Genomic DNA, 21,721 nt, shown 5'->3' with positions numbered 1-21,721 from the left:
AAAAAAGCCGACTCAACCGAGTCGGCTTTTTCGTCATCCGTTCAACGCAATCACACCTTAAACGTACCCACCAGGCGATCCAGGCGTTCCGCCATGTCGCGCATTTCCTGCGCCGACCGGGCCGTCTCACCCATCGCAGCGGTCGTCTCTTCCACCATCTGCGCAATGCTTTCCACCTGCTGCGCGATCGACGTGCTGGCCGCCGACTGTTCCTTGGTGGCATTGGCCACTTCGCGCACCCGTTCCAGCGACGCATCGGCGCTCAAGCGGATTTCGCGCAGCGACACGGCTACCTGATCGGCCAGTTGCGTGCCTTCCGTCACCATCGGCAGGATGTGCTCCATGGTTTCGGTCGATTCCGACGTCTCGCGCTGCACGGCGCTGACCATCTCTTCGATTTCCACCGTGGCGGACGAGGTCCGCTCGGCCAGCTTGCGCACTTCGTCGGCCACGACACTGAAGCCACGGCCCTGCTCGCCTGCACGGGCCGCCTCGATCGCGGCGTTCAACGCCAGCAGATTGGTCTGGCCCGCGATTTCCTTGATCGACGCAGCAATCGAATTGATCTGCAGCGCGCGCGCTTCCAGGCCACGGATCTTTTCCGAGGCTTCGCCCACGGCGGTGGCGATGCGCTTCATGCCATCGGCAGCACCCGTCACCTGCACTTCGCCGTCGCGGCACTTTTGCGCCACGCCTTCGGAATTGCGCTGCGTTTCGGTGGCAGCGTCGGAAATGTGCGCGACCGATACGGTCAGCTCTTCCACGGCAGCGGCCATCGACGACGTGGCGTCGCTTTGTGCCGACGACGCGGCCGTCACTTGCGCGACCGACTCGGCAATACGCTGCGAGTCCCGCTTCATTTCGACGGCTTCGTCACGCACCTTGGAGATCAGGCCACGGACCGAACCCGACATGGTCGAAAAGCCATGCAGCACGCTGCCCGGCGTCGAGTCCGGCAGCGGTTGCGACAGGTCGCCATGCGCGGCGCGGTTCATGACGGCAATCACGTCGCTCGGCTCGCCGCCGATCTGCGACAGCACCTTGCGCGAAATCACCCAGCCGCCGGCCAGCAGGATCAGGGTCAGGATCACGGCCAGGATGGCGCCGTGGATGATGCGTTCACGCACCATTTCCTGCAGGTCGTCCATGAAGACGCCGGTGCCGATGGCCCAGCCCCACGGTTCATGCAGCTTGTAGATGTTCAGCTTGGGCGACGGTTCGGTGCCGCCCGGGCGCACGAACTGGATGTTGATGAAGCTGGTGCCGCCACCGGCGCGCATGGCCGCCATCCGTTCCGCCATGACGGCTGTCGGATCGCGCTTGTCGCCGCTGCGGGTAATGGAATTGGAGCCGGCAAACGACGGGTTGCCGCCGTTCATGACGATGATGCCGCTTGATGCCGTGACGAAAATGTATTCGGACCGGCCGTCGACGCCGCCGTAGCGCATGCCCATCAGCGATTCGATGGCAGCGGCCTGGGCCGCTTCCTGCGACAGCTTGCCGGCTTGTTGCTGCTGGTAGAAGTGATTAACGACGCCCCAGGCCGATTGGGCCACGGACGTGATTTCGGTCCGCTTGGTGGCGACCATCAATTCGCGTTCGCTGTAGATGGACCATGCCTGCACGCCCACCAACAACACCACGGCCAGTGCGACCATGGCAAAAAGCTTGGTGCGCAGGGTGGATCCACCCGTGCGTGGCGCCTTGGCCGCCCGCGGCTCCGCGGCCATGGAAATTCCCGAATCGTGCAGTACTGCGCTCATGCCATCCCCTGTTGCCTGCATGAACATCCCCGCCAGGGCGGCGGTGGATGTTCGTGCTATTACGTATTCATGTACGGGGGTTATCGGCAGCGCGTCAAAGATCTGTAGCGCGAATCATCACGCCACTTTCACCTGCTCCCCGATCGCGGTGCCGCCCATGGCCGGGTCAGACACGGAGTCCTTGCCGGTTTCCAGGCGGCCTGCAAAGCGGCGGCTGTAGCCCGCCACGCCCGGCACCGTCACGGTAAAGTCGTACCAGCCGCCGCTGTCCGCCAGCGTCCAGCTCTGCACGCCCTCGCCCTGCGGCGCAACCGACAGCGTCCACGGACCATCGGTGCGGTACGCGTTGGACTTGATCGACACGCTAGCTGCGGCCGTCCCGGTGTTGTGCACCTTGACCCAGACCTGATTCTCGGCTGGCGCGTAGCAGACCTGCACTTCCGGATTGGCGCCGGACGCGGCCACAGTGCCCGTGAAGTGGCGATGGAAACCGTTCGGTCCCAGCACCCACAGATCGTAGGCGCCCTTGTCGGCGGCCACATCCCACGACCCGGTCAACTGCTTAGCGGCTTCGACCGTGTAGCGGCGGGGCGCGGCGTCCAGATGCTTGCGGTCATACACGTGAAAGACGGCGGCGGCTGCGCCGCTGTTGGCAAAGATCAGATCGACCTTGCCTGCCCCCACGGCAGCGACGCTGCTGGTGTGCAGCTCGTACGGCAAGGCGCGCGACTTGCGGGTGCCGGTCGCCTGCACGGGCAGCACCACCTGGGCCGACGGAGCCGGTGTCGTGGTCTTGCCAAGCGCGCGGCTGGCGGCATCGCGGGTGGCGGTTTCCGGGAAGGTCTTGACCACATCGTCGTCATTCGGGTTGACGAAGTTGAAGCAGGACGTCAGGTCGCCCACCACGGCACGGCGCCACGGGCTGATGTTGGGTTCCTTCACGCCAAAGCGCGCTTCGACAAAACGGATGGTCGATGTCTGGTCGAACACCTGCGAGTTGACCCAGCCGCCCTTGCTCCACGGCGAGATCACATACAGCGGCACGCGCGGGCCGAGGCCATACGGACGATGCTTGTAGTTCTCAACGGCTTTGATGCCGCCGATGTCTTCGCCCAGGTATTCATCGCTGGCGTCCACGGTGGTGGCGCCGGCCAATCGGGCGATCGCCGGGCTGGCGTCGTATTGCAGATAGGACGGCGGCGCGGGCGGCGGCATGTGATCGAACAGGCCGTCGTTCTCGTCGAAGTTCAGGATCAACACCGTCTTGCTCCACACCTCCGGATTGGCGGTCAGCGCGTCCAGCACTTGCGCGGTATAGGCCGCGCCTTGCGCCGGGCTCGACGCGCTGGGGTGTTCCGAACCGGACGAAGTTGCGCAGACCCAGCTCACCTTCGGCAGCTTGCCGGCGATCACATCCGCCTTGAGCAGGTCCAGGTCGCGCGTCTTGATGCCCTTTTCGTACAGGGCCTGCTGACGCGGCGTGCGGGTGGGCGACACGGTGGGCGTGCTGGCCGCATTGGCCTCGCGGAAGGTCTTGAAGCCGAACAGCGAGTTCAAGGCATAGAACTCTTTTTCGTTGTTCTGATAGACCTGCCAGCTCACCCCTGCGTCTTCCAGGCGTTCGGCATACGTCATCCAGGTATAGCCGGCGCCGATCGTGCCGTTCTTGAGCGTGTTGTACGAGTTGTCCACGGCCGGGCCGTTATAGACGCCGGGCTTGGTCGGGTCGTCCTTGCCGTGGTTGGTGCCGGTGTACAGAAAGCAGCGGTTCGGGTTGGTGCCGCCACTGAATGACGAGTGGTTCGCGTCGCCCACCGTAAACGCGTTGGCCAACGCGAACTGGAACGGAATGTCCGCTTCCTTGTAGTACACCATCGACGCGGGGCGCTTGTAGTCGGGCCAGTTGGTCATCTTGCCGTCGTCCCAGGCGTCTTGCGCGTCGGGGAACAAGTGCGGCGTGCCGGCCGTGCGGATCAACGCAAAGTTCTGCGTGGTGTCGTTGTGCTGCGGCGCCAGCACGCGCGGCGCGCCGGTGGCGGCCGTTTCATAACGTTGGTACCAGACGGTCTTGTTGCTGAAGTCGGGCGAGTCGGCTACCGGGATCGGGAAACGATCGGCAAAGCCGCGCACGCCTTGCATCGTGCCGAAGTAGTGGTCGAACGACCGGTTTTCCTGCATGAAGATAACGATGTGCTCGACGTCCTGGATCGTGCCGGTGCGGTTGTTCGCAGCAATGGCCAGGGCCTTGCGGATGGACGGCGGAAACATCGAGAACGCCATGGTCGCGCCTGCGGCGGTGGCGGTGTTGCGCAGGAAGCGGCGGCGTGAAAGCGATTCGGTCATGGGTGTCTTTGGGTCTGGGCAGCGCACGGGGCGCGCGGGTGAACGGGTAGTCAGTCAGTCGAAGCGCACAGCCTGAGTGCGGCGGCCGGGGAGCGTCCCCTGGCCGATCAGGGCGCGCATTTCATCTGCGGCGCCGGGCTGGTTGCGGGCGTGCCGCCGTTCGATCCTGAATCATCGTCCCCACCACAGGCAGACAGGGTAAGGCATAGCGGAAGTACCAGCGCCATCAGCGCGCGCTTGAAGGCGTCGGCCGGCGGGCGGGACGGCGTGGAAGGGACAAGGCAAGGCGTGGACATGAAGTGCGGTCTCCGGGACGGGTCGTGTCGTGTTGTGTGAACAACAAGGCTCGCAGCGTAGACATCCACTGTTGCATAAAAATGAACATGCTCATTAATGAGCGATGACGGTTCACTGACGGGGTCCTGAACACCGTCTTACCGTCGAGCATGAAAGCACGCTGCATCACCAACCGTACATGACGGACGCCCGGCCCTTGCGCCGCCGGGACGCCGCAAACAGACGAAAAAAAAGAGGCCGAAGCCTCTTTCTTTTCTACCCGACAACCCAAGGATCAGTTCGATTCGCGGCTGGCGCGCTTGCGATCATGTTCCTTCAGGTGGCGCTTGCGCAGACGGATGTTCTTTGGCGTGATTTCCACCAGCTCGTCGTCCGCAATGAATTCCACTGCGTATTCGAGCGACATCTGGATCGTCGGCACCAGGCGCACGGCTTCGTCGGTACCCGACGCGCGCACGTTGGTCAGCTGCTTGCCCTTGATCGGGTTCACGACCAGGTCGTTGTCGCGGCTGTGGATGCCGATGATCATGCCTTCGTACAGCGCATCACCCGGCTTCACGAACATGCGGCCGCGATCCTGCAGCTTCCACAGTGCGTAGGCCACGGCATCGCCGTCGTCCTGGCTGATCAGCACGCCGTTGTGACGATCGCCCACGCCGCCTTCGCGGACCGGTGCGTATTCGTCGAACACGTGGCTGGCCAGGCCAGTACCGCGCGTCAGCGTCATGAATTCGCCCTGGAAGCCGATCAGGCCCCGTGCCGGCACGCGGTATTCCAGACGCGTGCGGCCCTTGCCGTCGGACGCCATGTCGAGCAGTTCGCCCTTGCGGCGGCCCAGCTCTTCCATCACGCCGCCCTGATGGGCGTCTTCCAGATCGATGGTCAGCAGTTCGAACGGCTCGTGCTTCACGCCGTCGATTTCCTTGAACACCACGCGCGGGCGCGACACGGCCAGCTCGTAGCCTTCACGGCGCATGTTTTCCAGCAGAATCGTCAGGTGCAGTTCGCCGCGGCCCGACACTTCAAAAATCGTATCGTCGCCGGTGTCACGCACACGCAGGGCCACGTTGGCCTTGAGTTCGCGGTCCAGACGTTCACGCAGCTGGCGGCTGGTAACGAACTTGCCTTCACGGCCAGCCAGCGGCGACGTGTTGACGCAGAAGTTCATCGTCAGCGTCGGCTCGTCAACCTTCAGCATGGGCAGCGCGTCCTGCACGTCGGGTGCGCACACGGTGCAGCCGATGCCCAGTTCTTCGATACCGTTGATCAGCACGATGTCGCCCGCTTGCGCTTCTTCGACGATCTCGCGTTCCAGGCCACGGAACTTCAGCACCTGGTTGATGCGGCCCTTGATGGGCGCGCTGTCCGGACCGAACTTGACGACCACGTCTTGCAGGGCCTTGACCTTGCCGCGCGAGATACGGCCCACGCCGATCTTGCCGACGTAGGTCGAGTATTCCAGCGAGATGATCTGCAGCTGCAACGGACCGTCGAGGTCGTCGTCACGCACCGGCACCTTGCTCAGGATCGTTTCGAACAGCGGCTTCATGTCGCCCGAGCGCACATCTTCGGTCAGACCGGCATAGCCGTTCAGGCCCGATGCATAGATGATCGGGAAGTCGAGCTGTTCTTCGGTCGCGCCCAGCTTGTCGAACAGGTCGAACGTCTGGTTGATCACCCAGTCGGCACGCGCACCCGGGCGGTCGACCTTGTTGATCACGACGATAGGCTTCAGGCCCAGGGCCAGCGCCTTGCGCGTCACGAAACGCGTTTGCGGCATCGGGCCTTCAACGGCGTCCACCAGCAGCAGCACGCCGTCAACCATCGACATCACGCGCTCGACTTCACCGCCGAAGTCGGCGTGTCCCGGGGTGTCGACGATATTGATGTGCGTGCCTTCGTATTCCACGGCACAGTTCTTGGCCAGAATCGTGATCCCGCGTTCTTTTTCGAGATCGTTCGAGTCCATGATCCGCTCGCCCATCTGCTGGTTCTCGCGGAAGGTGCCGGATTGGCGAAGCAGCTGGTCCACCAGCGTGGTCTTGCCGTGGTCGACGTGAGCGATGATCGCTACGTTGCGCAGTGCGCGTGTCATGTCGTTTCCTTGAAAGAAATCAATCTGTCGGGCTGCAGCCAACCGCCTATGCAGCGTGCCGTTCCCAGAAATTTGCTGTCAGGGCCGTGCACACGCGCCCTTGTCAAAATCGTTTCCGCATCCGGCCCGGTGATCGCCGTAGCGTCGCCTGCCGTCTGCCCTTCTGTCTCGATCTGTAGTTTTTGGCCCTGCATGAACTTCGCTGCCCTGGCCTGATCGATGGTGACCACCGGCAGGGGCGCGAGCAGGGCTTCGATGGGCATCAGCGCCGTCGCCGCCACGTCCAAGGCTTCAAGACCTTCCAGCGTGACTGCCTGGCCGATGTCGAAACCCGCCGTGCGGGTCCTGCGCAGCGCGCCAAGATGCGCGCCGCATCCCAGCATGCGACCGATATCCTGCGCCAATGTGCGGATATAGGTGCCCTTGCTGCAACTGACTTCCATCGAAAAACCGGATTCGGTGCAAGACAGCAATTCAATCGAAAAAATGGTGATGCGCCGCGTCTCGCGTTCCAGCTCGATGCCCTGCCGCGCGTATTCGTACAGCGGCTTGCCATCGCGCTTGAGCGCCGAATACATCGGCGGCAACTGATCGATGCTACCGACGAAGCGTGACAGGACGGCGCGGATCTTTTCCTCGTCCACCGGGGCGTCGACCACCTGGCCGTCGTAGGTCACCGGCAGACCGGTCCGGTCGCCCGTGTCGGTCTCTTCCCGCAGCACCACATCGGCCACGTAGGTCTTGTCGGCATGGAACATGTCGGCGGAAAACTTGGTGGCCTCGCCGAAACACAGGACCATCAATCCAGTGGCGAACGGGTCAAGTGTTCCCGTATGCCCCGCCTTGCGCGCATCCAGGATGCGCCTTGCCCGCTGCAATGCGTGGTTGCTCGACAGGCCTTCTGGCTTGTCCAGCAACAACACACCGTCGAGCGCACACCCGCGTCGGGAAGCCATCGGAATCGTCGAGAAAAAATGGACGCAGCGACGGCTTAGCCGCGCTGGTCGTCAGGGACGTGAGGTTCCGCCGGAGAAATCTCCAGACGCGCATCGTCGTCGGTCGCATCCATCGGGCCGGCAGGCATGACCTCGTCAGCCAGCACGCCGGGCGTGTTGGCCTGGTTGATCAGATGCGCCATGACCATGCCGCGCGACCGTTGTTCGTCGTAATGGAAATGCAGGGTCGGCACCGTGTGGATGTGCAGACGCTTGAACAGCAGCGAATGCAGGTAGCCGGCCTTTTCGTTCAAAGCCGCGACAGCGACGTCGGGTTCGGCGCCCATCACCGTGAAATACACCTGGGCGTGGGCATAATCCGCCGACAGCTCGACTTCGCTGAGCGTGATCAATCCTGCACGCGAGATCGGAATCTCGCGCTGAATCATTTCGGCCAGATCCTTCTGGATCTGGTCGGCGAGCCGCAACAGGCGGCCGCCGGGGATTTTTTTCTGTTGCTTGTGACGACTCATCTTGATGGGCGGGACGCTTCTTACAGCGTACGCGCCACTTCCTTGACTTCAAACACTTCGAGCTGGTCACCCACCGCGATGTCATTGTTGTTACGCAGCGTGATACCGCAATCGAAGCCGGACTTGACCTCGCGCACGTCATCCTTGAAGCGACGGAGCGATTCGATCTCGCCAGTCCACTGCACCACGTTGTTGCGCAGCAGGCGAACCTGCGAGCTGCGACGCACGAGGCCGTCGAGGACCATACAACCGGCGACGTTGCCGATACGGGATACCGCATAGACTTCGCGGATCTCGACCAGGCCGATGATCTCTTCGCGCTTTTCTGGCGCCAGCATTCCCGACATGGCGGACTTCACTTCGTCGACCGCGTCGTAAATGATGTTGTAGTAGCGCAGATCCACGCCGTTGTTTTCGGCCAGCTTCTTCGAGCCTGCATCGGCACGCACGTTGAAGCCGATCACGACTGCCTTCGAGGCGATAGCCAGGTTGACGTCGCTTTCCGAGATGCCGCCCACGGCCGCATGCACGACCTGCACACGGACTTCGTCGGTCGACAGCTTGGTCAGTGCCTGCACCAGCGCTTCCTGCGAACCCTGCACGTCGGTCTTCACGATCAACGCCAGCGTCTGCACGCCTTCGCCGATGTTGTCGAACAGCGTTTCGAGCTTCGCGGCCTGCTGGCGAGCCAGCTTGACGTCGCGGAACTTGCCCTGACGGAACATCGCGATTTCGCGCGCCTTGCGCTCGTCGCTCAGCACAATCAGTTCGTCACCTGCGGCCGGCACGTCAGTCAGGCCCTGGATCTCGACAGGGATCGACGGACCCGCTTCCGAAATCGGCTTGCCCAATTCGTCCAGCATGGCGCGGACACGGCCGAAGCTTGCGCCGGCCAGCACCACGTCGCCGCGCTTGAGCGTACCGCTCTGCACCAGGATCGTGGCGACCGGGCCGCGGCCCTTGTCCAGCTTGGCTTCGATGACCAGGCCCTTGGCGGCGGTTTCGACCGGCGCTTTCAGTTCCAGCACTTCGGCTTGCAGCAGCAGCTGTTCCAGCAGATCGTCGATACCGGCACCGGTCTTGGCCGACACACCCACGAAGGGCGCATCGCCGCCGTACTCTTCCGGCACCACTTCTTCGGCAACCAGTTCCTGCTTCACACGTTCCAGGTTGGCGTCCGGCTTGTCGATCTTGTTGATCGCCACCACGATCGGCACACCTGCTGCCTTGGCGTGGTGAATGGCTTCCTTCGTTTGCGGCATCACGCCGTCGTCGGCCGCCACGACCAGAATCACGATGTCCGTTGCCTTGGCGCCGCGAGCACGCATGGCCGTGAAGGCCTCGTGACCCGGGGTGTCAAGGAAGGTGACCATGCCGCGCTCGGTCTGCACGTGGTACGCGCCGATGTGCTGCGTGATCCCGCCGGCTTCACCCGACGCAACCTTGGCGCGACGGATGTAGTCCAGCAGCGAGGTCTTGCCGTGGTCGACGTGGCCCATGACGGTCACGACCGGTGCACGAGGCATCTCGACCACTTCCGACGACACAGGCGTTTCGTCCAGGAAAGCTTCCGGATCGTCCAGCTTCGCGGCGATGGCGGTGTGGCCGAGTTCTTCGACCACGATCATGCCGGTTTCCTGATCGAGCACCTGGTTGATGGTGACCATCTGGCCCATCTTCATCAGGACCTTGATCACTTCGGCAGCCTTCACGGCCATCTTGTGAGCCAGATCCGAGACGGAAATGGTTTCCGGCACGTGCACTTCGCGCACGATGCTTTCGGCAGCCGGCGCCGAACGGTTGTCCTGCTGATGACGGCTCTTGCCGCGGCCACCCCCACGCCAGCCGTCACGGCTGGTGCCCGAGGATGCGTCGCCGCGTGTCTTGAGCGCCTTCTTGCGTGCGGCGTCTTCCGACCAGGTCGAGGCCACGGCACCGGTCTTGATGACCTTCTTGCCAGGCGCTGCGGGCTTGTCGTCTTTCTTGACGGCTTCCTTGGTTTCCTGGCCCGGCTTGCCGGCAGGCTTGTGCAAGGTGCCGGCAATCGGCGCGGCGGGCGCAGCAGGTGCTGCCGGCGGCGTCGGCGCAGGGGCATGCAGCACCTTGTTGCGCGGACGGCTCAGCATCTGGCGCAACGCGGCGGCTTCGGCTTCTGCAGCCTGGCGGGCGTTGGCGCGCACTTCCTGCGCCTTGGCGTCCGCCTTGCGGATTTCGTCGGCGTTCTTGCGGGCCTCGTCGGCCTTGATACGCGCGGCTTCCGCACTGGAAACCGCCTTGTTCACTACGACATCGCTCACTGCAGCCCCTCCCTCGGGCGTGGCAGGCTGGGTGGAATTGACCGGGGCCGCCGGAGCAGGTTGCGCCTGCTCGCGGGCGGCAGCGGCCGCAGCGGCGGCCTCTGCTTCCTTGGCGGCGCGCTCGGCGGCTTCAGCTGCGACGCGGGCCTGTTCTTCCGCTTCGCGCAGCCGTGCTTCGGCTTCTTGCTGTTCCCTGGCTTCGGCTTCGGCGCGTGCCTTGGCTTCGGCTTCTTCCTTGGCCTGACGTTCAGCCTCGCGCGCCAGCAGCGCGCTATCGTCTTCTTCCGGCACGGCCGCGACGTCGTCGTCGCGCACGGCGGCAGCGCCGTCGAGTTCCGTACCATCAGGATTGTCACGCTTGATGAACACGCGCTTCTTGCGAACTTCCACCTGGATCGTGCGTGCCTTGCCCGTGGCGTCCGACTGCTTGATCTCGGACGTTTGCTTGCGAGTCACCGTGATCTTCTTGCCTTCGGTGGCGCCGTGGGCACGGCGCAACGATTCGAGCAGTTGTGCCTTGTCGCTTTCGGTGACGGTATCGTCAACCGACTTGATGCTTACACCAGCGGCGCGCAATTGATCCAACAGCACGTTTGCAGGCAGTTTCAGCTCGGTGGCGAACTGGGCGACAGTGTTACTCGACATTCGTTTCTCTTCCCCGGTGTGGCTGATCGACGCTATAGACAAATTCAAGCCTGTTCGAACCAGTGCGCACGCGCACGTACGATCAATTGCTTGGCTTCTTCTGCATCGATGCCGGTCAATTCGGTAAGCTCATCGACGGACAAATCCGCCAGGTCGTCTCGGGTGAACACCTGACCGGCAGCCAGACTGGCCGCCAGTTCGGGGGTCACACCTTCGAGCGTGAGCAAATCCTGCGCCGTCTCGACCCGCTCTTCCTGAGCAATTGCTTCAGTGAGCAGTGCATTGCGAGCGCGATTGCGCAATTCGTTGATGGTGTCCTCATCGAAGGCCTCGATCTCGAGGAGCTCCTGGATGGGCACATAAGCAATTTCTTCCAGACCCGTGAAACCTTCCGAGATCAGGATGTCGGCGACTTCTTCGTCGACGTCCAGCTTGCTCATGAAAGTATCGCGCAGCGCGGTCTGTTCCTGCTGCTGCTTGGCCTGGCTTTCGTCCGGCGTCATGATGTTGATCTGCCAGCCGGTCAGCTCGGACGCCAGGCGCACGTTCTGGCCACTGCGGCCGATCGCGATCGCCAGGTTGTCCTCGTCCACCACGACGTCCATCGCATGGCGGTCTTCGTCGACCACGATCGATTGCACGTTGGCCGGCGCAAGCGCGCCGATGACGAACTGGGCCGGATCTTCGGACCACAGGACGATATCGACCTGCTCACCACCCAATTCGTTCCGGACGGCCTGCACGCGCGAACCGCGCATGCCGACACACGTACCGATCGGATCGATGCGGCGGTCATGGGCCACGACGGCGATCTTGGCGCGCACGCCCGGATCCCGCGCAGCACCCTTCAGTTCGAGCAGACCCTGCTCGATTTCCGGCACTTCGTTTTCGAACAGCTGACGGATGAAGTCAGGCGCCGAACGCGACAGAATGACTTGCTGGCCGCGGGCCTGGCGATCGATGCGGGCCAGGTAGGCACGCACGCGGTCGCCAATCCGCAGGTTTTCCTTGGGGATCATTTCCGAACGCGGCAGGCGGGCTTCCACCTTGCCGATTTCGATGATGGCATCGCCCTTGTCCATCCGCTTTATCGAACCCGAGACGATGGACTCGCCACGCTCGAGGAAGTCGTTCAGGAGCTGTTCACGTTCCGCGTCACGAATCCGCTGCAGGATGACCTGCTTGGCGGCCTGCGCGCCGATCCGGCCGAATTCGATCGGCTCGAGCGCTTCCTCGATGAACTCTTCGAGTTCGATCTCGGGCTCGACATCACGGGCTTCCGACAGCAGGATCTGCTGGTCGGGCAGTTGCAGACCGGCTTCGTCGGGCACGACCTGCCAGCGACGGAACGCTTCGTGGTCGCCCGAGTCGCGATCGATCGCCACGCGGATGTCCACTTCTTCTTTGTAGAGCTTCTTCATGGCGGAAGCCAGCGCACTTTCAAGCGCGCCGAACACCACGTCGCGCGTGACGTTCTTTTCGCGCGCCAGCGCGTCCACCAACAACAGAATCTCGCGGCTCATTGTTTTTTGCCCCTGAAATTCAGAACCGGATCCAGTTTTGCACGCTCGAGTTCATCGATCGTGAAATTCAATACCTGGATGTCGCCTTCCTTTGCTTCGAATTCGATGCCGAATACCTCGGCTCCTTGTACTTCTTTATTCGGTGCTGCCGCATCGGCAGTGTCGCCGGTGGCCGGCTCCGGCGCGACGAGCGTGCCGGTGAATACCTTGCGTCCGTTGAACGGGAGGCGCAGCTTGATCTCGGCGCGCTCGCCGGCGAACTTGATGAAGTCCTTGGCGCGGCGCAGCGGCCGGTCGGTACCGGGCGAGCCGACTTCCAGGCGCGAGTAGTCGATGTTTTCCACTTCGAACACGCGCGACAGCTGCTTGGAGACCGCTTCGCAGTCTTCAATGCGAACACCTTCGTCGCGGTCGATCGTCACGCGCAGCAGACCGCCGCCGGCGCGTTCCACGTCGACCAGTTCCACCCCCAGTCCTGCCAGGGATTGTTCCGTAAGCTCGAAAATATCTGCCATGCCTTATCGTGCGATCTAGTGGTGCGACTTGCATCGCAAACCTGAAAACCAAAAAAAAATGGGCTGTACTGTCCAGCCCATTTTGCGACCTTGCCTAAGCTCGATACGCCGCAATCGCCAGCCCGGACCTCCGGACCCCGTTGCGCGTGTCACCCGCCGCCCCTGACATCCTGCCGGCGCGTAGCCAAACTTCGGCCGCACACAGCGCTCTGTCCACAAGGTTCTGTCCGTATCCTGAAGGGGAATATCGGGGCAGCTCCACCACTCCGCAACTGTGTTTTTTACAACACTGGAGTCAGCGCGAAGCGGGAACTGCCTGAACGCAGGGCCAACGGAGATGGCCGCGAGGGCAGATGCTGCTGCCCGGACCCTCTCCAGATCGGTGTACCGGAAAGCTTGATCGCTCGATGCAACAACTGTGCAGAGCGACTTTCCTGAACCCCGACCCAGCCCGTGACGCTTGAGTCCGGAAAGAGATCCAAAGAATGCGGGCCACGTTTGAAACGTGAAACGCGTTCTTCCAGATCCAAACCCCGGAAGTGCCGAAGGCTTCGCCAGCCCCTTTTCTAACCTGCCCCGCTTTGACTGGCATATTGCCGAATCAGCTTGGGGCGTTGGGAAGCGGGTGCTTAGCTTGTTGATCATAAGCCATTTAGGCCTATTTTTCAAGTCACGCGTGCATTCTGCTCATAGGCGCCGCCGGTGCGTCACGCCAGTCAGCCGCGGCCACGCCGGGCACGAGGCGCACCGGCAAACGCCAATGCGGACTCGTGCGCCGCGGCGCCGCGAGGCTGGGCCTCGTCACCGCCCGATCGCCCGCCGCCACCGCCTGCGCCACGCGGACCACGACCGGCGGTTTTGCCCGGTGCACGGTTGCCGCGCGGTGCGCCGGCAGCCGACCGCGGCGCCGACGGACCGTTGCCGCCCGCCCCTGCGCCAGCCGCGCGGCCGCGCGGTGCACGGCCCTCGCCTGGCGCCGCGTTGCCGGCTTCGGCACGTGGCTTGGCGGTGCGCTTGCGCGCGCCCTTGACGGGTTCGGCGTATGGGTGATTCGCCGGCACGGCGCCCTGGCCACGGCCCACATGGGCGCCCGGCCCACGCTTGGGTCCGCGGCGGGCCGGCGTGCCGGGTGCTTCACGGCCCGGACGCGCGTTGCCGACATGCGGATGGCCGTTGGCCAGGCCGCCGGCAAAGCTCACACCGGTACCGTACGGATCGGACGGAAACACCTGGCCCGCCAGCGGGCTGACCGCCGACCGGGGCGCGCCCCGCGCGCCGCCCTGCACCTGGCCGCGGCGGCCGACGCGCGCGCCGTGCATGCCGTTCTGGTCCAGGGTGCCATAGCCCGGCGGCAAGGCGCCTTCATGCGACAGCGGTTGCGCGCTGCGGCCATTGCGGCGACCGCTGGCTTCGTCATCGTCGCCGCGGATCAGGCCCAGCTGGACCTGCATGGCGGTGACCATGGTGGCGTCAAGTTCTTCCCAGCGGCCGCGGCGCAGCGCGCGCGGCAGCGTGACGTCGCCAAAGCGGGTGCGCAGCAGACGGCTGACGATCACGCCCAGCGATTCGAACATGCGGCGCACTTCGCGGTTGCGGCCTTCCTGCAGGGTGACGCGGTACCAGCGGTTGCTGCCTTCGCCGCCCAGGTAGTCCAGGGCGCCGAACGCGGCCATGCCGTCTTCGAGCTGGATGCCGGTCAGCAGCGATTCGCGCTGTTCTTCGGTCATTTCGCCCAGCACACGGACTGCGTATTCACGCTCCATGCCATAACGGGGGTGCAGCATGCGGTTGGCCAGATCGCCGGACGTGGTGAAGATCAGCAGACCTTCGGTGTTCAGGTCGAGACGGCCGACCGAAATCCACTTGCCGCTCTTGATCTTGGGCAGGCGCGAAAACACGGTTGCGCGGCCTTCCGGATCATCTTGCGTCACGATTTCGCCCGCGGGCTTGTGATACAGCACCACCCGTGGCGGACGCGACAGATTGCGGCGCACCACCAGCTTGCCGTTCACCCGCACGTTGTCGTTCGGGGACACGCGCTGGCCGATATGGGCTGGCTCGCCATTGACCGACACGCGGCCCGCGACGATCAGTTCTTCCATCTCGCGGCGCGAACCGATGCCGGCATCGGCCAGCACCTTGTGCAGCTTGGGGACGACGGCGTCGCTGGACAGGTACTTGCCCAGGCGGCGCTTCAGGTCGGGCGCCTTGTCGAGGAAGGACAGGGCCTGTTCGGCTTCCTTCTCGGCAGCGCGCAATTCGTCGGGCGACAGGTCCGGACCGGCCACATCCAGGTCTTCGCCGCCGGTCACGGCCACCACGGCAGGCGCGGCGCGGCCCCGGGTCTTGGCAGGTGCGCGGCGGCCATTGCGGGCCGGCGCAGCGGCGTCTTTCTGTTCCTTGTGTTCTTTTTGCGCGGCGGCGGCACGGGGACCGCGCGGCTTGCGGCGGTTCTGCGCCGGTGCGGGGGCAGCGTCGCCCTCGCCTGCCGCGGCGGGTGCAGCGGCTGCCGATTCAGCGCCTTCGGCGCCACCCGCGGCAGCGGCTTCGTCAGCGGGGCGGCGACGGCGGAACGGCGTGCGCAGATTGCGCCGGCCGCGGGCCTTTTCGGGCGCGCCGGCGTTCCGGCCCTCGCCAGTGGCGTCGGGCGCGCTCGTGGCGTCGCTCTTGTGACCTTCAGGGGTGTCGTTCATGTGTCAGGACTTATCGTTCTTGCCAGTCTGGCGTAAAGAGGGATCGTCATCCTCGGCATCGGGCGCCACGGTGGGCGCGTCGGCACGAGGCTCAACGACATCGGACTCCGGCCCATCCTGCGGGGCGCCTGCTTCTTCGGGCGACTCGGTCGCATCCGTTGCAGGGGCCTCGTCAGGCATCGTAGGTCCGGAGACCGCAGTGACAGGAGTGGCGTCAACGGCAGCATCGCCGTCAACGTCAGGGGATTCAGGGTCGGCGCCCGAGGCGTCGACGGCGGGTGGTTCGGTCATGCTGGGCAAAGCGGTGACATCGTCAGCAGCCGGGCCGAAGGCCAGGCCTTCCGGTTCGCCCAGGCCGCTCAGCGCGGCCACGGCTTCGGTGGTTTCCAGCGGCGGCAGTTCATCCAGCGCTTTCAGGCCCAGGTCGTCCAGGAAGTGCCGGGTCGTGCCGAACAAGGCGGGGCGGCCTGGCGCGTCGCGGTGACCGATCACTTCAATCCAGTCGCGGTCTTCCAGCGCCTTGATCACCTGCGTCGACACCGTCACGCCACGAATTTCTTCGATATCGCCCCGCGTGACCGGCTGGCGATACGCCACGATGGCCAGCGTTTCCATCACCGCCCGCGAATACCGCGGCGGCTTTTCCGGACTCAGGCGTTCCAGATACGGCCGCATCGACAGGCGGCTCTGGAAGCGCCAGCCACTGGACAGCGCGACCAGTTCGATCCCGCGGTCCTGCCAGGCGATGCGGATGTCGTCGAGCAGGCCACGCAAGGTGTCGTTGCCCACTTCGTCGGCGAAAAGCTTGCGCAATTCGTAAAGCTGGAGAGGTTCCTGCGCGCATAACAGCGCGGTTTCCAGAACGAGACGTGCCTCGCTGGTATTCATGTGCGTTTGATCAAACGAGCGTCATCCGTACAGGGTGAAATACGGTTCGAATAGCATTCAGCCATTGATGCGCCGGGAACTTGCGATCCCTGACGCCCTGCCTGCGAGCAAGCCGCAGGTGCAGGCTGGTCTCGCATGGCGAGTCGCATGCTGAACAAGATGTCGTTGGGTGCGTGTGCCGTAGCAGCCGCTGGATACCGGACTGAGCCTGGACGTCGGGCTGAGCCTAAACTTTCTGGGGACCACCTGGGGATCACGTTCGGGAGCGTGACCGGGCGAGGTGCCTGGGCCGGGCCAATGACGATTGCCCGGTGCCGGTAGAGGCCTTGCCCGGGCGATCCGGATCGGACCGGGCCACAGGAAAGGCGCAACACCTCGTACAGCGAATCCTAGTGTAGCCTCAGCGGGGCAATGTCACAAGCATTGTCCCGCCATCGTTGCGTTCCTTCCGTTGCATCCACCCGGAGTCCCATGCTTGCGTTGACCACCACCACTGCCCTTTTCGTGCTGACGGCGCTTGCCGAAATCGTCGGCTGCTACCTGCCGTGGCTGGTGCTCAGGCAGGGCAAGCCCGTCTGGCTGCTGCTACCCGCCGCCCTGTCGCTGGCGCTGTTCGCCTGGCTCCTGACGCTGCACCCCACCGCGGCCGGACGCACGTACGCCGCCTATGGCGGCGTGTACATCGTGGTGGCGCTGGGGTGGTTGTGGCGGGTGGACGGCGTGGCGCCGACCCGCTGGGATGTCGCCGGCGGCGTGGTTGCCCTGGCCGGAATGGCCATCATCATGCTGCAACCCGACGCCGGCTGACCGGTTGGCGCGGGACGGCGTTCCGCCGTGCCCGCAACGGCCGCTTACTCCGTGAAATCGCCCGTTCCAAGGGGCACGATGCCCGTCGTGGGCGTGCTGCTGGCTTCGCCGGCGGCCTTCAGGATCTCTTCACGGCCGTGCTTGAACGCCGCCAGCAGGTCGTCATCGCTGCGGCTGGCCGCGCCAAAGTGTTCTTCGAGCACGTCGCCCGAAATCTCGAAGTCCTGGCTCTTGCGGCCTTCGAATCTTGCGGTGAATCGCACTGCGCCATCCACCACGGTGGGTTGAACCTCTTTTGCCAGTTCTGTCGTCATTGTTGTCACTCCATTAAGACGGGGCCTCGCGCTGCCCCGTGGCCTGCAGAGTCTCCACTCTAGGCGCGAGGCCGGTGACAGTCCATCCGGTTGCTGTAAAGCCCCGTGTCAGGTGCAACCGGTAAATACCCGCCTGGGGGCGCCTGCGGGACTACACCAAGGCTTGCGCCCAACACAACCCCAACCGTCGATTCCCGCGCTGCAGCGTCTTATTTGCGCCATCGCCCAGGGCAGTGTTTGCTAGGGCCACCGCCCCCCTGCACAATTGCCGAGGGTGTAAGCCGGTATCAAGAAAAGGAATGAGATGGCCATGTTGGGTCTGCGCGGCAAATCGCTGGTCGCGCTGTTGTTGAGTTGTGCACTTGCCTTGATTCCCGCGGCGTTCATCGCCTGGCAGGGGGTCGAGACGGTTCGGAACCACTTTGGCCTGGCCTACGCCCGCAATCACACCCTGCTGCATCGCGAACAGATCTTCGCCCCCGTGTCGCGGGAACTGGCCCTGGCCAGCCGCCTGGCCAACTCTGTCGTGACCCGCCGCTGGCTGTCCAACCTGGATGATGCCGCCGCGCGCGACCTGTTCTTCGAAGAAGCCGAAGGCTACCGTGCCGACCTGCGGGACCACTCCTACTTCGTGGCCGACAGCCAGGGGCACTACTACTACAACGACAGCAAGGCGCCGGTCTCGACCACGCCGCGCTACACCACGGCCCCCGACAAGGCCAGCGACAACTGGTACTACGCGACCATGCGCAGTCCCGACGCCTACAACATCAATGTCGAGCTCAGCGCCCAGCTCAAGATCACCAACGTCTGGTTCAACGTGGCCGTGCAGGACGGCGGCCGCCGCCTGGGCGTCGTCGGCACCGGCCTGAACCTCAGCAAGTTCCTGAACGACTTCCTGGCCACCAACGAAAGCGGCGTCACCCCGATCATCATCGACCGCAACGGCGCGATCCAGGCCCATCCGGATACCCGCCGGATCGCCTACGGGTCGGTGTCCGAAAAGGCGACGGAACAGCAGACGGCGTTCGGCCTGCTCGGCTCGGATGCCGAACGCGCCTCGCTGCGCACGGCCATGGCCGCGGCGGAGGCCAAACCGGCCAACCCGGTCGACCTGTGGGCCACGGTGGACGGCAAGCGCCAGCTGCTGGTGCTGGCCTACATTCCCGACCTGCGCTGGCACGTGCTGTCGATCGTTGACCTGCGCGCCGCCCAGGTGATCGACCCGGGCTGGGCCACCCAGGCCCTGATCGCCTTCGTCCTCTTGCTGGCCGCCCTGCTGATCGTGTTCGGTTACGCGGTGGAACGCCTGGTGCTCAAGCCCCTGCGCCGCCTGCAGCAATCCGCGCAGGCCATCAGCGCCGGACGCTACGACACCGCCCTGCCCGACGAGACCGACGACGAAATCGGCGAGTTGAGCCGCGCCTTTGGCGCCATGGCCGCCAAGGTGCAGACGCACACGGCCGAGCTGGAAGAGCGCGTGCGGGAACGCACCAAGGAATTGCAGGCCGCCAATTCAAGCATGGCGGCCGCCCACAAGCAGATCGACGATTCGATCGACTACGCCAGCCTGATCCAGCGCGCGATCCTGCCCGACCGCCAGATGGTGCAGTCGCTGGGCGCGCACCACTTCGTGATGTGGCATCCGCGGGACGTGGTGGGCGGTGACTTCTATGTGTTCCTGCCCGATGGCGACAACTGCCTGCTGGGCGTGGTGGACTGCGCGGGCCATGGCGTGGCCGGCGCGCTCATGACCATGCTGGCACGGGCCGCGATCGACCACGCCATCAAGGAAGTGGGCGCGCGGGACCCCGCCGCCATCCTTGCCCGCACCGATGCCGCCATGCGCGCCATGCTGCGGGACACCGAAATGCCGCGTTCGCTGGCCACCAACATGGACGCGGGCCTGGTGTATGTGGACCGGGCGACGGGCCTGGCCCACTTTGCGGGCGCCAAGATGTCGCTGTACGCCAGCGACGGCGTGACCACCCAGGAATTCCCGGGCGGACGCCGCGCGCTGGGCGAGCGCCGCCTGGGCGAGTACACGAATATTGTGACCGAACTGTCGGGCCGGACCTTCTACATGATTACCGACGGCGTGCTGGACCAGGCGGGCGGCGAGCATGGCTATGGCTTCGGCAGCCGGCGCTTTGCCGAACTGCTGCAGTCGATCGCCGGCGAGTCCCTGCAGGATCAGGCTGCTGCGGTTGAGCAGGCCTTGGTAAACTACCGTGGGGATCTCCCGCAGCGCGACGACATCACCATTCTGTCCTTCCGATTTGAATGAGCCCAATTTCCAAACAGACCGGAGCTTCCATGGATTCGACTGACCTGTTCGCCATGCGCGAGATGTTCAATCGCCAGCACATCATGTTGTGCTTCAACGGCCCGATTTCGCGCAGCCTGATCGAAGAGATCGGCAACGCCCTGAAGAACTATCTGCAGGCGGAACATGCGCAACCGTCGGCCGCCATGGACGTCTTCGGCACGTATATCGAAATGACGCAGAACATTCGTCATTACGCCGCCCAGAACGGTTACCAGGAGCACGAAGCGGCCGCCACGGTCGTGGTCGCCCGCGATGATGGCGACCATTACGTGGTGTCGGCGGGCAACCTGGTGGAACGGGAAGACGGGCGCGCCCTGCTCCAGCGCGTCGAATCCCTGGCGGGACTCGACAAGGCCCAGCTCAAGGCCAGCTACAAGGAACAGTTGCGCAAGCCGCGCGATGCGGGCGCCAGCACCGGCGCCGGGCTTGGCCTGATCGACATGGCGCGCAAATCGAGCGCGCCCCTGATGGCCAGCCTGCGTGACACCCCCGACGGCCGCGCGTTTTTCAGCCTGCGCGCGATCATCTGACCCATTCAAAAGCGAACAGCATGAGTAACCTGACCATCCCTGGCAGCCAGTCGACACCGGAAATCACGGCCGACTGGGACGCGGGCCAGCTGAGCATGCAAGGCGATTCCTATCCCGAAAATTCGTTCGACCTGTTCGGACCGATCATCGACTGGGTGGAACGTTTCCTTGCCGACTCCAATCAGCCGCTGCGGCTCGAATTGCGCCTGCTGTACCTGAACACCAGCAGCATCCGCGCCGTCATGGACATTTTCGACACGCTGGAAGAAGCCCATCAGCGAGGACGCGACGTGGCCGTGAACTGGCATTACGATCACCGTAATGAACGGGTGGCCGAACTCGCCGAGGAGTTCAAGGAAGATTGCAGCTTCCCGTTTTCCATCGTTTCCTATTCATAAGGTCAGCCTGGTCCGCCATGCCCCGCGACAATTCGGCTTTTGACGAGCGCATCGAGCAATTGCTGGCGGATCCTGCCCACAGCGACCATCCCCTGCGCGGCGCGCTGGGCGAACTGTGGCAGCTGCACCTGGAAGAGCGCTATCGGCTGGAACGCGTCACGCATCTGTCGGACGCTTACCAGCAGCTGGCGCGCCAGCGCGAGACCCACCTGGGCGAACGGTTCAACAAGCAGCTGCGCCAGCTGGAAAAGCTCGCGCGCATTTCCGACCGCTACCAGCAGATGATGCGCGACCTGAATCTTGCGTTGAATGAGGCGTCCAACCGCGACGTGCTGACCGGCCTGGGCAACCGCCGGCTGCTGATGGACCGGCTGAAAGAAGAATCCGAACGCGCCACGCGGCGGGGCCAGGGCTACGCGCTGGCCATGCTGGACGTCGACCAGTTCAAGCATGTCAACGACACCCACGGGCACGAAACCGGCGACCGCGTGCTGATCGCGATCGCCACCACCCTGCAGGCTGGCCTGCGTGAATACGATGTGTGCGGCCGCTGGGGTGGCGAAGAATTCCTGGTGCTGCTGCCCGAAACCAGCGCGGCCGAAGGGCTCGTCGTCATGGAACGGGTGCGGCAGAATATCGCCGAACTGGCGGTGCGTACCGACAACGACGCCATCTGCGTGACCGCCAGCATCGGCGTGAGCCAGCACGTGCCGGGCGAAACCTTTTCGCTCACGATCAAACGCGCCGACGCGGCGCTGCTGGACGCCAAGCGGGCAGGCCGCAACCGTGCCGTCGTCGCTGCCGTGGCGGGCTGAT

Annotated in this window: 16 protein-coding genes; 5 read left to right on the top strand and 11 right to left on the bottom strand. The window is 64.3% G+C overall.

What is annotated here, in order from left to right:
* Positions 1-50: 50 nt before the first annotated feature.
* The 10 genes from HD883_RS00435 to scpB form a co-directional block, all read right to left on the bottom strand.
* Complete coding sequence (locus tag HD883_RS00435; protein WP_179588354.1) at positions 51-1,763, bottom strand: methyl-accepting chemotaxis protein; 1,713 nt, start codon at positions 1,761-1,763, stop codon at positions 51-53.
* A 117-nt stretch (positions 1,764-1,880) separates the two neighbouring features.
* A complete protein-coding gene (locus HD883_RS00430; protein WP_179588355.1) occupies positions 1,881-4,106 on the bottom strand; it encodes a phosphocholine-specific phospholipase C in 2,226 nt (741 codons plus the stop codon).
* A gap of 571 nt (positions 4,107-4,677) precedes the next feature.
* A complete protein-coding gene (typA, locus tag HD883_RS00425) occupies positions 4,678-6,498 on the bottom strand; it encodes a translational GTPase TypA (protein WP_179588356.1) in 1,821 nt (606 codons plus the stop codon).
* Entirely contained in the window at positions 6,495-7,454 is a 960-nt protein-coding gene (truB, locus tag HD883_RS00420) for a tRNA pseudouridine(55) synthase TruB (protein ID WP_179588357.1), read from the bottom strand. The genes typA and truB overlap by 4 nt, the downstream gene beginning before the upstream one ends.
* A gap of 35 nt (positions 7,455-7,489) precedes the next feature.
* Positions 7,490-7,966 (bottom strand): 30S ribosome-binding factor RbfA, encoded by a 477-nt coding sequence (rbfA, locus tag HD883_RS00415; protein WP_179588358.1) that lies wholly within the window; start codon positions 7,964-7,966, stop codon positions 7,490-7,492.
* Positions 7,967-7,986: 20 nt separating this feature from the next.
* On the bottom strand, positions 7,987-10,908 hold the full coding sequence (gene infB / locus HD883_RS00410) for a translation initiation factor IF-2 (protein WP_179588359.1): 2,922 nt from the start codon (positions 10,906-10,908) through the stop codon (positions 7,987-7,989).
* Between the two features lie 44 nt (positions 10,909-10,952).
* On the bottom strand, positions 10,953-12,431 hold the full coding sequence (nusA, locus tag HD883_RS00405) for a transcription termination factor NusA (protein ID WP_179588360.1): 1,479 nt from the start codon (positions 12,429-12,431) through the stop codon (positions 10,953-10,955).
* Positions 12,428-12,946 carry a ribosome maturation factor RimP gene (rimP, locus tag HD883_RS00400; RefSeq protein WP_179588361.1) on the bottom strand — a complete coding sequence of 173 codons (519 nt, stop codon included), beginning with the start codon at positions 12,944-12,946 and terminating at the stop codon, positions 12,428-12,430. Before rimP ends, nusA begins: the two co-directional genes overlap by 4 nt.
* Positions 12,947-13,662: 716 nt before the next feature.
* On the bottom strand, positions 13,663-15,639 hold the full coding sequence (rluB, locus tag HD883_RS00395) for a 23S rRNA pseudouridine(2605) synthase RluB (RefSeq protein WP_179588362.1): 1,977 nt from the start codon (positions 15,637-15,639) through the stop codon (positions 13,663-13,665).
* 3 nt (positions 15,640-15,642) lie between these two features.
* Positions 15,643-16,527, bottom strand: a complete 885-nt coding sequence (gene scpB / locus HD883_RS00390) for an SMC-Scp complex subunit ScpB (protein ID WP_179588363.1) — start codon at positions 16,525-16,527, stop codon at positions 15,643-15,645.
* A 471-nt stretch (positions 16,528-16,998) separates the two neighbouring features.
* On the opposite strand from scpB, the gene HD883_RS00385 reads away from it, so the two are divergent.
* On the top strand, positions 16,999-17,334 hold the full coding sequence (locus HD883_RS00385) for a YnfA family protein (protein ID WP_179588364.1): 336 nt from the start codon (positions 16,999-17,001) through the stop codon (positions 17,332-17,334).
* 44 nt (positions 17,335-17,378) lie between these two features.
* On the opposite strand, the gene HD883_RS00380 is transcribed toward HD883_RS00385, so the two are convergent.
* Positions 17,379-17,648 (bottom strand): DUF1488 family protein, encoded by a 270-nt coding sequence (locus HD883_RS00380; RefSeq protein ID WP_179588365.1) that lies wholly within the window; start codon positions 17,646-17,648, stop codon positions 17,379-17,381.
* Positions 17,649-17,958: 310 nt separating this feature from the next.
* Here HD883_RS00380 and siaA point away from each other — a divergent pair, with 310 nt between their 5' ends.
* From siaA to siaD, 4 genes are read left to right on the top strand one after another with little or no spacing between them, the layout of a single operon-like run.
* Positions 17,959-19,935 (top strand): biofilm regulation protein phosphatase SiaA, encoded by a 1,977-nt coding sequence (gene siaA, locus HD883_RS00375; protein WP_306455909.1) that lies wholly within the window; start codon positions 17,959-17,961, stop codon positions 19,933-19,935.
* A 29-nt stretch (positions 19,936-19,964) separates the two neighbouring features.
* Positions 19,965-20,507: a biofilm regulation protein kinase SiaB gene (gene siaB / locus HD883_RS00370; protein ID WP_179588367.1), complete on the top strand. Its 543-nt coding sequence runs from the start codon at positions 19,965-19,967 to the stop codon at positions 20,505-20,507.
* 20 nt (positions 20,508-20,527) lie between these two features.
* Positions 20,528-20,905 carry a biofilm regulation phosphoprotein SiaC gene (siaC, locus tag HD883_RS00365; protein ID WP_179588368.1) on the top strand — a complete coding sequence of 126 codons (378 nt, stop codon included), beginning with the start codon at positions 20,528-20,530 and terminating at the stop codon, positions 20,903-20,905.
* 17 nt (positions 20,906-20,922) lie between these two features.
* A complete protein-coding gene (gene siaD / locus HD883_RS00360; RefSeq protein WP_179588369.1) occupies positions 20,923-21,720 on the top strand; it encodes a biofilm regulation diguanylate cyclase SiaD in 798 nt (265 codons plus the stop codon).
* The last annotated feature ends 1 nt before the right edge of the window (position 21,721 follow it).

The sequence above is a fragment of the Pigmentiphaga litoralis genome, assembly GCF_013408655.1.
Taxonomy (GTDB): domain Bacteria; phylum Pseudomonadota; class Gammaproteobacteria; order Burkholderiales; family Burkholderiaceae_B; genus Pigmentiphaga; species Pigmentiphaga litoralis_A.
This window is presented reverse-complemented; position numbering and strand designations above follow the sequence as displayed.

Excerpts from the sequence above, each read along its gene's own strand:
- HD883_RS00435 (WP_179588354.1), bottom strand. The coding sequence starts at position 1,763 with ATGAGCGCAGTACTGCACGATTCGGGAATTTCCATGGCCGCGGAGCCG.
- HD883_RS00430 (WP_179588355.1), bottom strand. The coding sequence starts at position 4,106 with ATGACCGAATCGCTTTCACGCCGCCGCTTCCTGCGCAACACCGCCACC.
- typA (WP_179588356.1), bottom strand. The coding sequence starts at position 6,498 with ATGACACGCGCACTGCGCAACGTAGCGATCATCGCTCACGTCGACCAC.
- truB (WP_179588357.1), bottom strand. The coding sequence starts at position 7,454 with ATGGCTTCCCGACGCGGGTGTGCGCTCGACGGTGTGTTGTTGCTGGAC.
- rbfA (WP_179588358.1), bottom strand. The coding sequence starts at position 7,966 with ATGAGTCGTCACAAGCAACAGAAAAAAATCCCCGGCGGCCGCCTGTTG.
- infB (WP_179588359.1), bottom strand. The coding sequence starts at position 10,908 with ATGTCGAGTAACACTGTCGCCCAGTTCGCCACCGAGCTGAAACTGCCT.
- nusA (WP_179588360.1), bottom strand. The coding sequence starts at position 12,431 with ATGAGCCGCGAGATTCTGTTGTTGGTGGACGCGCTGGCGCGCGAAAAG.
- rimP (WP_179588361.1), bottom strand. The coding sequence starts at position 12,946 with ATGGCAGATATTTTCGAGCTTACGGAACAATCCCTGGCAGGACTGGGG.
- rluB (WP_179588362.1), bottom strand. The coding sequence starts at position 15,639 with ATGAACGACACCCCTGAAGGTCACAAGAGCGACGCCACGAGCGCGCCC.
- scpB (WP_179588363.1), bottom strand. The coding sequence starts at position 16,527 with ATGAATACCAGCGAGGCACGTCTCGTTCTGGAAACCGCGCTGTTATGC.
- HD883_RS00385 (WP_179588364.1), top strand. The coding sequence starts at position 16,999 with ATGCTTGCGTTGACCACCACCACTGCCCTTTTCGTGCTGACGGCGCTT.
- HD883_RS00380 (WP_179588365.1), bottom strand. The coding sequence starts at position 17,648 with ATGACGACAGAACTGGCAAAAGAGGTTCAACCCACCGTGGTGGATGGC.
- siaA (WP_306455909.1), top strand. The coding sequence starts at position 17,959 with ATGTTGGGTCTGCGCGGCAAATCGCTGGTCGCGCTGTTGTTGAGTTGT.
- siaB (WP_179588367.1), top strand. The coding sequence starts at position 19,965 with ATGGATTCGACTGACCTGTTCGCCATGCGCGAGATGTTCAATCGCCAG.
- siaC (WP_179588368.1), top strand. The coding sequence starts at position 20,528 with ATGAGTAACCTGACCATCCCTGGCAGCCAGTCGACACCGGAAATCACG.
- siaD (WP_179588369.1), top strand. The coding sequence starts at position 20,923 with ATGCCCCGCGACAATTCGGCTTTTGACGAGCGCATCGAGCAATTGCTG.